The organism is Bacillus sp. FSL K6-6038, from assembly GCF_038050455.1.
GTDB lineage: Bacteria > Bacillota > Bacilli > Bacillales > Bacillaceae_G > Bacillus_A > Bacillus_A pseudomycoides.
Genome location: NZ_JBBOUH010000001.1, coordinates 4,718,235 through 4,733,403, shown reverse-complemented (window position 1 = coordinate 4,733,403; position 15,169 = coordinate 4,718,235). Strand labels below are relative to the sequence as shown.

Annotated in this window: 16 protein-coding genes and 1 pseudogene; 10 read left to right on the top strand and 7 right to left on the bottom strand. The window is 37.2% G+C overall.

Annotation, left to right across the window (positions count from 1 at the left end; all coding sequences use genetic code 11):
- Positions 1-152 precede the first annotated feature (152 nt).
- On the bottom strand, positions 153-632 hold the full coding sequence (locus NSQ40_RS25005; protein ID WP_003201568.1) for a GyrI-like domain-containing protein: 480 nt from the start codon (positions 630-632) through the stop codon (positions 153-155).
- A gap of 192 nt (positions 633-824) precedes the next feature.
- Here NSQ40_RS25005 and NSQ40_RS25000 point away from each other — a divergent pair.
- Positions 825-1,091, top strand: a pseudogene (locus tag NSQ40_RS25000) (SDR family NAD(P)-dependent oxidoreductase); the annotation flags it as partial.
- Positions 1,092-1,204: 113 nt separating this feature from the next.
- On the opposite strand, the gene NSQ40_RS24995 reads toward NSQ40_RS25000, so the two are convergent.
- Positions 1,205-2,194 (bottom strand): NAD(P)/FAD-dependent oxidoreductase, encoded by a 990-nt coding sequence (locus NSQ40_RS24995; protein ID WP_003201572.1) that lies wholly within the window; start codon positions 2,192-2,194, stop codon positions 1,205-1,207.
- A gap of 468 nt (positions 2,195-2,662) precedes the next feature.
- On the opposite strand from NSQ40_RS24995, the gene NSQ40_RS24990 reads away from it, so the two are divergent.
- Complete coding sequence (locus NSQ40_RS24990; protein ID WP_016132155.1) at positions 2,663-3,871, top strand: NAD(P)/FAD-dependent oxidoreductase; 1,209 nt, start codon at positions 2,663-2,665, stop codon at positions 3,869-3,871.
- Between the two features lie 91 nt (positions 3,872-3,962).
- On the opposite strand, the gene NSQ40_RS24985 is transcribed toward NSQ40_RS24990, so the two are convergent.
- Positions 3,963-4,397, bottom strand: coding sequence for a DUF5391 family protein (locus NSQ40_RS24985; protein WP_033796518.1), 435 nt, complete (start codon positions 4,395-4,397; stop codon positions 3,963-3,965).
- Between the two features lie 243 nt (positions 4,398-4,640).
- Here NSQ40_RS24985 and NSQ40_RS24980 point away from each other — a divergent pair, with 243 nt between their 5' ends.
- The 5 genes from NSQ40_RS24980 (at position 4,641) to NSQ40_RS24960 (ending at position 8,184) form a co-directional block, all read left to right on the top strand.
- Positions 4,641-5,135, top strand: a complete 495-nt coding sequence (locus tag NSQ40_RS24980) for an NUDIX domain-containing protein (RefSeq protein WP_003201575.1) — start codon at positions 4,641-4,643, stop codon at positions 5,133-5,135.
- Between the two features lie 15 nt (positions 5,136-5,150).
- Positions 5,151-5,468, top strand: coding sequence for a YuiB family protein (locus NSQ40_RS24975; RefSeq protein ID WP_003201577.1), 318 nt, complete (start codon positions 5,151-5,153; stop codon positions 5,466-5,468).
- Between the two features lie 85 nt (positions 5,469-5,553).
- Complete coding sequence (locus tag NSQ40_RS24970; protein WP_018767486.1) at positions 5,554-6,180, top strand: 3D domain-containing protein; 627 nt, start codon at positions 5,554-5,556, stop codon at positions 6,178-6,180.
- 69 nt (positions 6,181-6,249) lie between these two features.
- Positions 6,250-6,624 carry a DUF309 domain-containing protein gene (locus tag NSQ40_RS24965; protein ID WP_003208927.1) on the top strand — a complete coding sequence of 125 codons (375 nt, stop codon included), beginning with the start codon at positions 6,250-6,252 and terminating at the stop codon, positions 6,622-6,624.
- A 75-nt stretch (positions 6,625-6,699) separates the two neighbouring features.
- Positions 6,700-8,184, top strand: a complete 1,485-nt coding sequence (locus tag NSQ40_RS24960) for a leucyl aminopeptidase (RefSeq protein WP_003201583.1) — start codon at positions 6,700-6,702, stop codon at positions 8,182-8,184.
- A gap of 38 nt (positions 8,185-8,222) precedes the next feature.
- Here NSQ40_RS24960 and cdaS read toward each other — a convergent pair whose 3' ends face one another.
- Positions 8,223-8,828, bottom strand: coding sequence for a sporulation-specific diadenylate cyclase CdaS (gene cdaS, locus NSQ40_RS24955; protein ID WP_018782846.1), 606 nt, complete (start codon positions 8,826-8,828; stop codon positions 8,223-8,225).
- A 143-nt stretch (positions 8,829-8,971) separates the two neighbouring features.
- Between cdaS and NSQ40_RS24950 the strand changes: the two genes are divergently transcribed.
- Entirely contained in the window at positions 8,972-10,696 is a 1,725-nt protein-coding gene (locus tag NSQ40_RS24950; protein ID WP_003208930.1) for a phospho-sugar mutase, read from the top strand.
- A 191-nt stretch (positions 10,697-10,887) separates the two neighbouring features.
- A complete protein-coding gene (galU, locus tag NSQ40_RS24945) occupies positions 10,888-11,775 on the top strand; it encodes a UTP--glucose-1-phosphate uridylyltransferase GalU (RefSeq protein ID WP_003201589.1) in 888 nt (295 codons plus the stop codon).
- Between the two features lie 39 nt (positions 11,776-11,814).
- On the opposite strand, the gene NSQ40_RS24940 is transcribed toward galU, so the two are convergent.
- Positions 11,815-12,405 (bottom strand): biotin transporter BioY, encoded by a 591-nt coding sequence (locus NSQ40_RS24940; protein ID WP_003201591.1) that lies wholly within the window; start codon positions 12,403-12,405, stop codon positions 11,815-11,817.
- A 50-nt stretch (positions 12,406-12,455) separates the two neighbouring features.
- Positions 12,456-13,199, bottom strand: a complete 744-nt coding sequence (locus tag NSQ40_RS24935; RefSeq protein ID WP_258248533.1) for a DUF3298 and DUF4163 domain-containing protein — start codon at positions 13,197-13,199, stop codon at positions 12,456-12,458.
- A 93-nt stretch (positions 13,200-13,292) separates the two neighbouring features.
- On the opposite strand from NSQ40_RS24935, the gene NSQ40_RS24930 reads away from it, so the two are divergent.
- Entirely contained in the window at positions 13,293-13,676 is a 384-nt protein-coding gene (locus NSQ40_RS24930) for a hotdog fold thioesterase (RefSeq protein WP_003201597.1), read from the top strand.
- Between the two features lie 31 nt (positions 13,677-13,707).
- Here NSQ40_RS24930 and NSQ40_RS24925 read toward each other — a convergent pair whose 3' ends face one another.
- Entirely contained in the window at positions 13,708-15,084 is a 1,377-nt protein-coding gene (locus NSQ40_RS24925) for a glycine--tRNA ligase (protein WP_003208934.1), read from the bottom strand.
- Between the last annotated feature and the right edge of the window lie 85 nt (positions 15,085-15,169).

Genomic DNA, 15,169 nt, shown 5'->3' with positions numbered 1-15,169 from the left:
TGGATATAAAATCCTGTTAACACTCGTTTTATACAGTTTCTAATATTTCTATACTGCACTTTTTCATTGTAGACAATAATAGCACATTTGCCCAGTGGATTTTTTAAGGAAAAAAAATAAGAAGATGCGAAAGCACCTTCTTATTATATGGTTTAGGCTAATGCAATATAGATATCAACTTGCACATTATTTGGATCCATCGCTCGTTCATCATACAATTCAAAGTCTGTTGTGAAAGCACGTTTATTTTCTTTCGACCACTTCCAAATGTCTTGCCATGTTTCTACGATGACCTCTGATACTGGGCCTTTGCGAGTCGTAAATACCGCATATGTCTGAGCAGGTATTGTGAGAGATGTCATATTTTCAGGGATTGTGTCTAATGAAGAGACTGGCATACCGATTGTATATGTATAGGCTCCAGTTTCATCGGATTCATAGTTTGAATACAATGCTAGTGTTTCGCTTTGCTTCCTTTTGTTAGGAATTTGATCTGTTATTTGACCTTGGCAGTAGTCGGTCCATAGCTTGGGGATCTTTCCTTCAGTGGACATTTCAATTTCATTTTTTGTTGTAGCGGAGATGCCAATCGCTTGGAAAGCTTCTTTTTTAATAATCTTTGGTTGACTCATGTTTTATACTCCCCCTTTTTGAATGAGAACAAATGTTCTTATTTGATTGTACCATAATTATACAGATGAAGGGAAGAGGGAGATTTGTTTATCGAGGGGAACTTTTTTTGCTAGGGCAGAAACAGGAGAATCCCCCACCTCAAGCTCGTGTAGAGGGAGGTGGGGGTAGTTCAATAATTTGGAAGAAATGTTGCAGCAACAAAGTCCGCCATTCATACGATGACAAAATCGCTCGCTATTGCATTGGCACCTGACATTAGAGTAAACAGTATTGCTCCTGGTGCAGTTCATACGAGATGGTGGTCAGGTAATGAAGATAAGATGTACCAACTTGCGGGAACCTTGCCGCTTAACAGAATTTCAACACCAGAAGATAGTACAGAAGCAGTCTTGTTTCAATTGACTCAAGAATCTATTACAGGACAAATATATACAATTGATAATAGACAGACGCTTTAAAATTATAAAGTATCTTAGCGTAATAAAATTCACCTAATGAGGTTTTTATCTATAGAATAAAGAAGCCGCAATTTCTGCTTTAGAAATTGCGGCTTTGCTATCATACTTATGAATTAAAACATACTAGAGCTATGCATTGGTTGTAGTTTTGCATTTGGATCGAAGTAAGCTTTTGCATTGTTTACTGCTGTTGGTGCTTCACCGAAGCCACATGCAATCAGCTTTACTTTTCCTTCATATGTACAAATGTCACCAGCTGCGTAAATACCAGGGATGTTCGTTTCCATTTTAGAGTTTACAACGATGCTGTTCTTTTGAATGTCTAAGCCCCAGTTTTTAATCGGACCAAGAGAAGAGACGAAGCCGTAGTTTACGATGACATCATCAACGTCAATAACAACTTTTTCTTCTGTTTTCACATGTTGCAGAACAACTTGTTCAATCTTGTCTTCACCAATTAATTCAACTGGAACGTAAGGTGTTTTTACGTCTGCACGAGAGTTCGTTAAGTTTTCTACGCTGTGCTCATGAGCACGGAATTTATCACGGCGATGAACGATTGTTACTTGTTCAGCGATTGGTTCTAGCATCATTGTCCAGTCCACTGCAGAGTCACCGCCGCCAAATACAACGACGCGTTTTCCAGTGAATTTATTCATATCATCAACAAAGTAGTGTAAGTTTTTCTTTTCAAATTTCTCTACACTATCTAGTTCTAATCGGCGTGGTTGGAAGGCACCATTACCAGCTGTAATAATGACAGATTTAGAATAGTGTGTTCCTTTATTTGTTACAAGCTTAAATACGCCATCAGCTTGCTTTTCAAGTGTATCAACTGCTTCTTCTAAGCAAACAGTCGGTTCAAACTTTTTCATTTGTTCTTTTAAATTATCAACAAGTTCTTGCGCACGTACTTTCGGGAATCCCGCTACGTCATAAATATATTTTTCAGGGTATAGTGCGGATAATTGTCCTCCAAGCTGCGGTAAGCTTTCAATAATTTTTACACTTGCCTGTCTCATTCCGCCATAAAACGCTGTGAATAATCCTGTTGGACCTCCACCGATAATCGTTATGTCGTAAACTTTTTGAATTTCTGTCACTATTTATTCCCCCTATAGATGGAATTTCGATATTGATTCCATATATTGTTCATATGTATACGGAAATCCTGCAAATAAGATTGCACTTTACAATAAAAATGATACCATATTTCAGTTTAGAATACTGCAAGAAATGACTGAGTTATATGTAAGCTTGTGCATAGATAGGATGAAAATGTATAAAATATACCAAGTAGGAAAATACATGAAAAAAAGGCTGAAAAACCCTTGAAAACGCTATGTTATTTTAAAATATTGATAATTCTCTAGGTGCTTGAATTCTGAAATAAAACCGACTAATATAGGAAAGTATTATGTTAATTTTTTATGACAAATTTCGTAAGATTTTTTGAACACGTTTTGTTATGGTTAAGAATGTGAGGAATTCCACATTCTTGACAAAATAAGTGTTTAATACTTTGGTCTTATGCTTATTTACTATTATATAAAGAAAAGGGTTGTGATTTAGTGAAAACTCCAAAAATCGTAGTTTTGGGTGCAGGTTATGGTGGGATGATTACGACTGTTCGTCTACAAAAAACATTATCTGTAAGTGAAGCTGAAATTACGTTAGTAAACAACAACAGCTATCACTACCAAGCAACTTGGTTACATGAAAGTGCAGCTGGCACATTACATCATGATAAAATCCGTCTCGACATTCAAGACGTTATTGATACAAATAAAGTAAACTTTGTACAAGATACAGTTGTAGAAATTAAAGCAGCTGAAAAACGCGTTATCTTAAAAAATGCTGAGTTAGAGTATGATTACTTAGTAATTGGTCTTGGATTCGAGTCTGAAACATTTGGCATTAAAGGACTGAAAGAGCATGCATTCTCTATTACTAACATTAATGCCACTCGCCAAATTCGTGATCATATGGAATACAAGTTCTCTCAATATGCGACTGAAAAGCGCGATGAGTTAGTGACAATCGTTGTTGGTGGTGCAGGATTTACAGGTATCGAGTATGTAGGTGAGCTTGCAAACCGTATTCCTGAACTTTGCAAAGAGTATGATGTTCCACGTGAAAAAGCACGTATTATCTGTGTGGAAGCTGCTCCGTCGGCACTTCCTGGCTTCGATCCAGAATTAGTTGAGTACGCTGTAAAACAGTTAGAGAAAAAAGGTGTAGAATTCCGTATCGGCACGGCAATTAAAGAAGCAACTGAAGAAGGTATTCTAGTTGCGAACGGTGACGACGTAGAATTACTTAAATCTGAAACGGTTGTTTGGGCTGCGGGTGTTCGTGGTAATGGTATTGTGGAAGAGTCTGGTTTTGAAGCAATGCGCGGACGTATTAAAGTTGATGAGTATATGCACGCTCCAGGCCATGAAGATGTATTCATGGTTGGTGACGCAGCGTTAATTATTAATGAAGAGATTAACCGTCCATATCCTCCAACAGCACAAATTGCAATTCAACAAGGTTACAACATCGCACATAACTTATCCGTGTTAATTCGCGGTAAAGGCGAAATGAAAAAATTCGTGTTCGATAACAAAGGATCTGTATGTTCATTAGGACATGACGATGCAATGGGCGTTGTTATGGGTAAAAAGTTAACGGGATGGAAAGCTTCCTTCATGAAGAAAGTAATCGATAACCGTTACTTATTCTTACTTGGTGGACCTTTATTAGTTCTTAAAAAAGGTAAATTGAAGTTCTTTTAATATATAAATACAAATAGTAGAAAAAAGCAGAAACGGCTATGAGTCGTTTCTGCTTTTTTCATGTAATACAAGTTTTTCTTAAAGTTCTGTTTCAACGAACATTCAGTGTATAAGTGGACATTTTGTTTGATCGAAAAGCAACAAAAAACCAAATTATATTTGTGAGTGATACCGCCGAGCAAAAAATGATGACTCCTAAGACGGAAGAAAGGCTATAGTCATTTACGCGCATTATAATAAATACGGATGCAAGTATCACAAGATTTATTAATAGTCCCATACCGCAAAGAACTGCCATGATGAATCTCATTGCCTTTATTCCTGCTATATAAAGAAGTAGAGGTACGACATAAAATACTAAAATTTCGCCGATTGATGTCCACATCCCTAAAGAGTTAAATTTATTTGCATTAGATCCTAAATCTGAGAGTGGAGAAAGGGAAGCTGAGACCAATACAGAGCAGAAGAGTAATGCAGAAACTAAGGTTACGAATACAATACCAGATTTCTTTGATTGATTTCTCATAATTTTTCACACTCCTTTCTCAATGATTATTTGCGGAGCAGCATCCAAAGAAGAACTTTGAAGAAATTCAAGGTGTTTTTTACAAAGAATCCCTACCCTATATTCTCATTATATCAAATATATGGAAAATGAGTTAACTCCATAAGGAATAAGGAAGATTATATTATTCTTACTGAAAAATATAGTATAATACATAGAAAAGAATGAATATTCTGTTGTTTCAGCTGAAAGGAGTTTTACATCATGGGGAAGCGTGGGAATGTTTGGCTAGCTGTAAGTGGACTTGTAGCCACAAAAGATGGTCGCTGGCTCTTCGTTAAGAAAAAATACGGAGGCTTAAAGGGGAAATGGTCATTGCCCGCTGGTTTCGTAAATGAGGGCGAAACAATTGACCAAGCTGTTAAGCGTGAAATTTTAGAAGAGACAGGTATTGTTGCACATGTAAAAGGAGTGATTGGTATTCGTTCTGGTGTCATACGTGATGAGATTAGTGATAATATGATTATTTTCCTACTGGAACCAGAAGGAGAAAAAGTTATTGTTCAAGAGGATGAGCTGTTTGAAGTAGCGTTTTTAAATCCTAACGATATTGCAGACGATCAAAATACTTCTATATTAGTTCGATATTTATTAGAAGGGAATACGGCACAGCTTCTTGAGATGGATGCAACATTAAATCCAGGAGATCAATTTGGATATACATCTTATCATGTATTTACGGCAGGGGATAAGAAATAGAAGGAGTGGGGAAACATGAGTATTCCAGTATTACTAATTTCAATGATGCTGTTTTTTATTTTATTTTTTGGAATTGGATTTTTACTCAATATGATTTTACGTGCTACTTGGGTGATGGTTATCATTTATCCGATTGTTTGTATGCTGATCATTAATAAAGCAGGTGTCTGGGATTACTTTTCAAAACCGAAAGAAACATTTTCTTCATTTGGAACAAGTGTCTCGCATCTTGGACAAGCCGATCTTTTTATTTTATCAACTGGATTAATCGGGGCAATTTTGTCTGGTGTTGTGATAAAGAAACTACGTCAAAGCGGGTATCAAATGTTTTAATCTCCAGTTTTCTGGGGATTATTTTTTTGCATATTTCTACATCATATGGGGAATGACTAACGATGAAGGAGTGTGGAATATTAAAATGTTAAAACGATATGGTATTCGCATTATGATGACTTGTTTACTTGTAGCAGCATTATGTGTGACATGGCAAGCGTTCACAGGAGTCTCTCTACTAGAGGTTGTAAAAACATATCAAGAAGGCAATGTAAAAGAAGTACATGCAGCAGAAAGAGGGCAACAAGTTGTTCCGAGTAAAGAAGTGATAAATGCTTTAGAACAGGGGAAAGACTGGTCTAAATATCGTGTAATGGAAATGACAGCAACTGGTTATACGTCAGGGATAGAATCAACCGGTAAAAGACCTGGGCATCCTGAGTATGGCATTACATACTCAGGTGTGAAGGCAAAAAGGGATATATATTCTACAATCGCAGCTGACTTACGTGTGTTTCCGATTGGGACCATTCTTTTTGTACCAGGCTATGGATATGGTGTGGTAGCAGATAAAGGCGGAGCCATAAAAGGAAATAGACTCGATTTATATTATGAAACTGTTCAGGATGTATATAGTGAGTGGGGCAAGAAAAAAGTAAATGTATATGTAGTGAAAATGGGGAACGGTAAGTTAACAGAAGAACAGTTAACGATGCTCAATCAAGATGAAACGCTGCAAGTATTCCGCGGTCAATATTTGAAACAGAAATAGTCTAGTGAGATTGACACTAGACTTTTTTATTTGTCTTCATTCACAATATAAGAAAAACGAGGTGCGGAAGTGGAAGACTATCCTTTGGCGTATTATGAGTTTTTCGTGAAATATAATGAAGAAGATTATTATACGTGCCATGATTTACTCGAAGGAATGTGGCTAGAAGAGCGGAGTAATTTATTTTTAAAAGGCTTATTACAGATGGTAGTTGCTCAGTATCATTACAGCTATGGAAATGTAAAAGGAGCGCGGCTTATGTTGGAAGTGGCGGAGCAATATTTGAGGCCGTACTGCCCTTTGTATTGGAATTTAGATGTGAACGAAGTCGTGGTATTTATTCAAAGTTGCCGGAAAATCATACCTGAAAAGGTAGAGAAAGTCCCATATGAACAAATACATAATTTGCCGTCATTACCGGAGCACATTCTATATATGAAGTGAAAGAGAAGTTAGAATTATCGCATTTTAGGGAAAATGCAGTTATAATGACAATAGAGAAATCTAGGGGGGCTGAACATGTTTCAAGTACAAAAAGAATTAGCAAGCCATGAAGCAGTAATCGTTGCTTTATTTGAAGAAGAGAAAACGAGCAGCTTTGTACAAGAATTGGACAAAGCATTTGAAGGACAATTACAAGTTTTATTAGAAGAGAAAGAGCTTAGTGCAAAGAAAAAATCCATTTCCAAACTACATAGCTTAGGAAAAACAAATGTAAAACGCTACTATTTTGTCGGTCTTGGCAAAAAAGAAGCATACTCAACAGAAACATTACGTACTTCACTTAGTAAAGCATTTAAAACATTAAAAGCTGACAAAGTAAAAGATGCAGCAATTTTACTTGATTCTTTCGTAACTGATAAGTTAGACGCAATTGATGTTGCGCATATTGCCAATGAAGTATCTTGCCTTGGTACATATGATTTACAAACATATAAAACGGACAAAAAAGAAAGTGTAGAGTTAGAAAACTTTTCGGTTATTACAGCAGAAGATGCAAAAGAAATCGAAGCTGCATTAACAGTAGGGTATGTGCATGGACGTGCGACAAATTCAGCTCGTACACTTGTAAATATGCCACCAAACGTATTAACAGCAACAAAACTTGCAGAGTATGCAGTTGAATTAGCTGAGAAATACGATATGGATTATAAAGTACTTGAGAAAGAAGAGATGGAAGAGCTTGGTATGGGTGCATTACTTGCAGTAAACCAAGGTTCTACAGAGCCACCAAAAATGATCGCTCTTATTTATAAAGGAAAAGAAGAGTGGACGGATGTTATCGGATTTGTAGGAAAAGGTATTACATATGATACAGGGGGCTACTCTTTAAAACCACGTGAAGGTATGGTTGGCATGAAAGGTGATATGGGCGGCGCTGCAGCTGTTCTTGGGGCAATGGAAATTATCGGAGAACTTCGCCCAGAACAAAACGTAGTTGCTGTTATCCCATCAACAGATAATGTTGTGAGCGGTACAGCATTTAAGCCAGATGATGTGATTACATCTATGAGCGGTAAAACAATTGAAGTATTAAATACAGATGCAGAAGGCCGTCTAGCATTAGCTGATGGTATTACGTATGCGAAGAAACTTGGTGCAAACTATCTTGTTGATATTGCAACGTTAACAGGCGGTGTCATTGTAGCGCTTGGAAACCATACAACGGGTGCAATGACAAACAATGAAACATTGTTTGAACAAGTGCTAGAAGCATCGATGGAAACAGATGAGCCGATTTGGCAATTACCGATTTTCGAGCGCGATAAAGAGCGTGTTCGTAACAGTAAATTCGCAGATTTAAATAACTCACCAGGCCGTGAAGGTCATGCGGTAATGGCGGGAACATTCCTTGGTGAGTTTGCAGAAGAAACGCCATGGGTACATTTAGATATCGCTGGAACTTCTGATACAACGAGTGCACATGATTTGGGGCCAGCAGGAGCAACAGGTGCAATGGTTCGTACACTTGCAACACTGGTTGACCGTTTTGGAGAAGAATAAGAGGTTTTTGAAAAGGCAGCGGATTACGCTGCCTTTTCTTATAAAGAAATGGTATATAACGTTCCGTTTAACGCAAAAGATGTGCGGCCTGTTTCTTCAGAGACAACTAATATGAGTGCATCGCTTTTTTCGGATAAACCTATTGCAGCTCGGTGGCGTGTTCCAAGTTTTGAATCAATCTCTATATTTTTTGTTAGAGGGAGAATGTTCGCTGCTGAAACAATATGATTACTTCTAATGAGAATAGCTCCGTCATGAAGAGGATTTCCTGGATAAAAGATAGATTCCAGTAGTGGAACGGTTAAATAAGCTTCAAGTCTTGTTCCAGTTTGAATAAGGGAATCAAGTGAATCATTTCTTTCTACAACAATTAACGCACCATGTTTCCTATCACCTAAATGATGAATTGCTGTTGTAAGGGGAGCATAACCTGATGTAAATGGTGATAAATATGCCTTTAAATAATAAGAAGCTGCTAGGGTTTGAACATTGCTTAGTAGATGATGAATTTCTTCCATTTTACATAAAATGCACTCACCGTCTTGTTCAACCGTTTGTTTCATGCTCCGTAATTCCGCTTCTACAACCTCAATCATTTGTTTCGTTTTTATTTTTAACTCGTCTGATAATCCCCATTCTTCCATTTTTCTCACCTTTTTGTTTGAATTATATAGCATTAGTGTGTGCAAATCACAATAGTAAAATCCTGCTATACTTTAAAATATATTGAGATACTTGTCGTTTTTTTCATATAATGTAGTTATGACATGCGAGAGGAGATAAGAAAATGGATTGGAAACAAGAATATAGTCGCTGGCTTTCCTATGTAAACTTAGATACAGAACTAAAAGAACAGCTAGAAAATATGAAGCAGGATGAAAAGAAAATAGAAGATAGCTTCTATAAAAACTTAGAATTCGGTACAGGTGGTATGCGCGGAGAACTTGGTGCTGGTACGAACCGTTTAAACGTATATACAGTTCGAAAAGCAACAAAAGGATTGGCGCACTTTATTGAAAAATTAGGTGAAGAAGCGAAGAAACGTGGCGTTGTTGTCGCGTATGATTCTCGTCATAAATCACCTGAATTTGCAATGGAAGTAGCAGCTACCCTTGGTGCGCATGGCATTACAACATATGTATTTGAAAGTTTACGCCCAACGCCAGTACTTTCTTTCGCAGTGCGTTATTTACATACAGTAAGTGGAATCGTTCTTACGGCAAGTCATAATCCACCTGAATATAACGGTTATAAAGTATATGGAGAAGATGGTGGACAATTGCCTCCGAAAGAAGCAGACGAATTAATTAGCTACGTAAATGAAGTAGAAGATGAATTAACAGTAGAAGTTGCTGATGTGGAACAATTGAAAGCGGATGGCTTATTACATATCATTGGACAAGAAGTAGATGATGCATATTTAGAACAGTTAAAAACAGTCATCATCAATAAAGAAATGGTACAAGAAGTTGGAAAAGATTTAAAAATCGTCTTTACACCACTACATGGAACATCCAATATTCCAGCGCGTCGTGGTTTAGAAGCAGTTGGATTTACAGACGTAACAGTTGTAAAAGAACAGGAGTTACCAGATCCAAACTTTTCAACAGTAAAATCACCAAACCCAGAAGAGCACGCAGCGTTTGAACTTGCGATTCGTGACGGAGAAAAAGTGGGAGCGGATGTGCTAATCGCAACAGATCCAGATGCAGATCGTCTTGGCGTAGCTGTTCGTAATCACGCTGGTGAGTATCAAGTGTTAACAGGAAACCAAACGGGTGCGTTAATGCTTGATTACTTATTATCACAAAAGAAACAAAACGGTACACTTCCAGAAAACGGTGTTGTGTTAAAAACAATCGTAACTTCTGAAATTGGTCGTACAATTGCGAAAGCGTATGGCTTAGATACAGTAGATACATTAACTGGATTTAAATTTATCGGTGAGAAGATTAAGCAGTATGAAGAAAGTGGACAATATGAATTTCAATTTGGCTATGAAGAAAGTTATGGTTATTTAATTCGTCCATTCTGCCGTGATAAAGATGCAGTACAATCTGTTTTATTTGCATGTGAAGTTGCAGCATATTATAAATCACAAGGCAAAACGTTATACAATGGTTTATTAGAAGTGTTTGCGAAATACGGTTTCTTCCGTGAAGACCTTGTATCGTTAACGCTAAAAGGAAAAGATGGTGCAGAGAAAATTCAAGAGATGATGGCATCATTCCGTGAAAATCCACCAAAAGAAGTGGCTGGCTTAACAGTGAATTCTGTAGAAGATTATAAAGCAAGCATCATTACATCACTAATAGATGGAAATAAGGAAGAAATTCACTTGCCGAAATCAAATGTGTTAAAATATCAATTAGCGGATGGTTCTTGGTTCTGCCTACGTCCATCTGGAACAGAGCCAAAAATCAAGTTTTATTTTGGTGTGAAAGATGATTCCTTACAAAATAGTGAACAAAAGTTACTTGCTATTAAAGAAGATATCATGAATCGTTTATAATGAGATAGAGTGTTACTTCCATTAATGGAGGAAGAAAGAGGAGAACGTAGAACGGCCTCCTCTTTTCTTGCATATGGAAAAAATTCGCTTGCTGAAGGTGGATGAAAGGTTCACTTTATAGAAAATAGAGAATTACACCATACAATAAGAAAAGGTACTGGACGATTAGAACAGAAAAGAGGGTATTTGTTATGAAAAAAGTGAGAAAAGCGATTATTCCCGCTGCGGGATTAGGAACGCGTTTTTTACCGGCAACAAAAGCGATGCCGAAAGAAATGCTTCCAATTGTAGATAAGCCAACGATTCAATACATTGTAGAAGAAGCTGTGGCATCTGGAATTGAAGATATTATTATCGTTACTGGTAAAGGAAAACGCTCTATTGAAGATCATTTCGATAATGCGTTCGAATTAGAACAAAACTTATTAGAGAAGAAAAAATATGAGTTACTTGAAAAAGTACAAGCTTCTTCTAAAATGGTTGATATTCATTATATCCGTCAAAAAGAGCCAAAAGGATTAGGGCATGCGGTTTGGTGTGCACGTAAGTTTATTGGTGATGAACCATTTGCTGTTTTATTAGGTGATGATATTGTTCAAGCTGAAAAACCATGTTTACGTCAATTAATTGACGAATATGATAAAACACTTTCTTCTGTTATTGGTGTGCAAACAGTTCCAGAAGCAGAAACACATCGTTATGGAATTATTGATCCACTAGAACAAGAAGGTCGTCGTTATCAAGTTCGAAAGTTTGTTGAGAAGCCAGCGCAAGGTACAGCGCCTTCAAACTTAGCGATTATGGGACGCTACATCTTAACACCTGAAATCTTTATGTTCTTAGAAAACCAGAATGTTGGTGCAGGTGGTGAAATTCAATTAACAGATGCAATCCAAAGTTTAAATGAAATTCAACGTGTATTTGCTTATGACTTTGAAGGAAAGCGTTACGATGTTGGAGAAAAATTAGGCTTTGTTCAAACGACAATTGAAATGGCACTTCAGCATGAAGAATTAAGAGATGACATGCTTGTTATGATGAAGGAAATTTTAGAAGAACAAATGAAACAAGAGTCTTAATACAAAAAGGAGCTACTTCAAGTAGCTCCTTTTTCGTTATTATAGTCTCGAATGAGAATGCTGATAAGCAGAACGACGTACAGCGTAATATATGCGAGGTGAGATGATAGCACCGATAATTGTAAAGATCATATCTTTAACCGCGAACCACATCATAATTGTCCAAGCCGCTTTGTAACTCATATTTCCGCCCATCCAGAAGTTTACAGCTGCATACATATAAGTAGTACCAATGATATAGGTTAAAATAATTCCTGTAAAAGACGCGATTGCAAAGGTACTGAATTGTGGTTTTTCTCTTTGTTCTACTAGTTTTCCTGATACGTAAGCAACGATAATGAATGCGATAATAAAACCACCAGTAGGATCTAAAAGTGCGCCAAATCCAGCTTTGAACTGCGCGAAAATTGGTGCTCCTGCAATACCAACAAGCATATAAACAGTCATAGATAAGGCCCCAAGTCTACTTCCAAGAAGAAGACCTGCTAAAATTGCGAAAAATGGTTGCATGGAAAGTGGAATACCAGCCACTTGTAAAAACGGTGCCCAGGATACGATATTCGCACCAATCGCCATGAGCGCAACAAACATGGCAGCTAGTGCTAAATCTAAAGCACGTAATTGGTTCATATTGTTAACCTCCAGTTGTTATTTGGTTAACAATATAGTAGCGAATCCATTTATCCGTTGTCAATTAAAATGTTTTGGTAGTTAGGCTTTAGTGCTTCTCTAAGTAAAGTGTATGGAATGCGAAATTGTGGAATACCGCTTGAGTAAGGAGCTATTTCATATAATGAGAAATAGATGACAAGATGATCGGGTTCCAAATAATAGTTAAATTTCTTTGTACTCATGACTTTTTCAGTTGCATCTGGAAAATAGATACTTTCATTTTGCTTAATTTGTCTAACGATTTCTGTGCGGATGATATCTTGATACGTACTGTCTTTTTGAAATAAGTCGTCCAAATTAAGTAATCTTTTTTCATTTAAATCAAATGTATTCGCCTTCCATGTATATAGTCCGTGTGCTCCGCCTGTATACTGATAATAATTTACATAGAGACTGAGTAAGGGAGATTTTTGCAATGTTACTTTATAGTCAATATTTGCAACATATGGATGAAAAGAAGCATTTGATTCCTGAGCCTCTGTATAATATTTTTTTGCTTCTTTCGCTAATGTTGTTTTAAAACGATCAGTAGTTGTTTTATAGTATGTATTCAACTTTTTTTGAAATTTTGTATCGTAAAAATTACTAAAATAAGGTCTGCTAATTTGATATTCAAGATAAGGTTTCTTACCTTTTTGTGTGACAGGCTTAATATCGATTGTCAGGTTAGAAGGGTGGGCTGCATTCGTATAATTTGGTACAATAATGAGCAAGGAGACTAAGAGTAATAGAATATAGAATTTGTTTTTCATGTAGATAGAACCTCCTTATATAAGTGCTATAGGTAGTTTGAAAATAAATAGGGAAAATTATACATTTTTAAACAAGAAAAAGGAGGAAGTAGTATGTCGAAAACATTAATGGATGCACTTGGGATTGAGCTGTTAGAAATGACAGAAGAAAAAGTAGTAGCAACTATGCCAGTAGATGGACGCACACATCAACCATTTGGTTTTTTACATGGTGGCGCATCAGTTGCATTAGCAGAAACTGTAGCGAGCGTAGGCTCCTATAATTTAATTGATCAAGAAAAGTGTATTTGTTTTGGTCTTGAAATAAATGCGAATCATATTCGCTCGAAACGCGATGGAATCGTAACAGCAATCGGTACGCCGATTCATAAAGGACAAACAACAATGGTTTGGGATGTGCGCATCATTGATGAAAATGATGATTTACTTTGCATTTCAAGATGTACAGTTGCAATTAAAGAGAAGCGTGAGCAATAAAAGAGGCTGCCCAGAGGCAGCCTTTCTATCATTAGAACTGGATTTTCTTCTCTAAGAAGCCTTTTAGTTCGCTAATTGGCATACGAACTTGCTCCATTGTGTCACGGTCACGTACTGTAACAGCTTTGTCTTCAACTGAGTCGAAGTCATAAGTGATACAGAATGGTGTACCGATTTCGTCTTGACGACGGTAACGTTTACCGATAGAACCAGTTTCGTCAAAGTCTACCACGAAGTCTTTTGCTAGTTCTGCGAACACTTCCCCAGCGCCTTCAGATAGCTTTTTAGATAGTGGTAAGATTGCTGCTTTGTATGGTGCTAAAGCAGGGTGGAAACGAAGAACTGTACGAGAGTCGTTTTCTAATTGTTCCTCTTCGTATGCATCACATAAGAATGCTAATGTTACGCGGTCTGCGCCAAGAGATGGCTCGATGCAGTATGGTACGTAACGTTCGTTCGTTTGTGGATCGATATAGTTAAAGTCCTCGTTAGAATGTTCCATGTGACGTTTTAAGTCGAAGTCTGTACGAGATGCAACGCCCCAAAGTTCGCCCCAGCCGAATGGGAATTTAAATTCGATATCTGTTGTTGCGTTACTGTAGTGAGATAACTCATCCTCACCGTGGTCACGAAGACGCATGCTTTCTTCGTGCATACCAAGTGATAGTAACCAGTTTTTACAAGTGTTACGCCAGAATGTGAACCACTCTAAATCTTCACCAGGTTTACAGAAGAATTCAAGCTCCATTTGTTCGAATTCACGTGTACGGAATGTGAAGTTACCAGGTGTAATTTCGTTACGGAAACTTTTACCGATTTGGCCAATACCAAATGGAAGTTTTTTACGCATAGAGCGTTGTACGTTTTTGAAGTTTACGAAAATACCTTGTGCTGTTTCAGGGCGAAGGAAGATTTCATTTGTGCTAGATTCTGTAACACCTTGGAATGTTTTAAACATTAAGTTGAACTGACGGATTTCAGTGAAGTCTTCGCTACCGCAATCTGGGCATTTTACTTCATGTTCTTTCATTAATCCAGCCATTTGATCGAAAGTAAGACCATCAACGATCATTTCGATGCCTTTTGCATCTAAAGCATCTTCAATTAATTTATCAGCACGGTGACGCGCTTTACATTTTTTACAGTCAATCATTGGATCGTTAAAGTTACCAACATGACCAGAAGCTACCCAAGTTTTTGGGTTCATTAAAATCGCTGCGTCTAAACCAACGTTGTATGGAGATTCTTGAATGAATTTTTTCCACCAAGCTTTTTTAACGTTATTTTTTAATTCGATACCAAGTGGACCGTAATCCCAAGTGTTTGCAAGACCACCATAAATTTCAGAACCAGGGAAAACAAAACCGCGATGCTTCGCTAAGTTTACAACTTGTTCCATTGAATACATAATAAAATCCTCCTTTTAAAAGTTAACGTATTGGCGATGACTGGATGTACTTGTTGAATGGCAATTTCTCGAGCAAGCCGCTTGC

Coding starts and splice junctions, on each gene's coding strand:
- NSQ40_RS25005 (WP_003201568.1), bottom strand. CDS start 632: ATGAGTCAACCAAAGATTATTAAAAAAGAAGCTTTCCAAGCGATTGGC.
- NSQ40_RS24985 (WP_033796518.1), bottom strand. CDS start 4,397: ATGAGAAATCAATCAAAGAAATCTGGTATTGTATTCGTAACCTTAGTT.
- NSQ40_RS24980 (WP_003201575.1), top strand. CDS start 4,641: ATGGGGAAGCGTGGGAATGTTTGGCTAGCTGTAAGTGGACTTGTAGCC.
- NSQ40_RS24975 (WP_003201577.1), top strand. CDS start 5,151: ATGAGTATTCCAGTATTACTAATTTCAATGATGCTGTTTTTTATTTTA.
- NSQ40_RS24970 (WP_018767486.1), top strand. CDS start 5,554: ATGTTAAAACGATATGGTATTCGCATTATGATGACTTGTTTACTTGTA.
- NSQ40_RS24960 (WP_003201583.1), top strand. CDS start 6,700: ATGTTTCAAGTACAAAAAGAATTAGCAAGCCATGAAGCAGTAATCGTT.
- cdaS (WP_018782846.1), bottom strand. CDS start 8,828: ATGGAAGAATGGGGATTATCAGACGAGTTAAAAATAAAAACGAAACAA.
- NSQ40_RS24950 (WP_003208930.1), top strand. CDS start 8,972: ATGGATTGGAAACAAGAATATAGTCGCTGGCTTTCCTATGTAAACTTA.
- galU (WP_003201589.1), top strand. CDS start 10,888: ATGAAAAAAGTGAGAAAAGCGATTATTCCCGCTGCGGGATTAGGAACG.
- NSQ40_RS24940 (WP_003201591.1), bottom strand. CDS start 12,405: ATGAACCAATTACGTGCTTTAGATTTAGCACTAGCTGCCATGTTTGTT.
- NSQ40_RS24935 (WP_258248533.1), bottom strand. CDS start 13,199: ATGAAAAACAAATTCTATATTCTATTACTCTTAGTCTCCTTGCTCATT.
- NSQ40_RS24930 (WP_003201597.1), top strand. CDS start 13,293: ATGTCGAAAACATTAATGGATGCACTTGGGATTGAGCTGTTAGAAATG.
- NSQ40_RS24925 (WP_003208934.1), bottom strand. CDS start 15,084: ATGTATTCAATGGAACAAGTTGTAAACTTAGCGAAGCATCGCGGTTTT.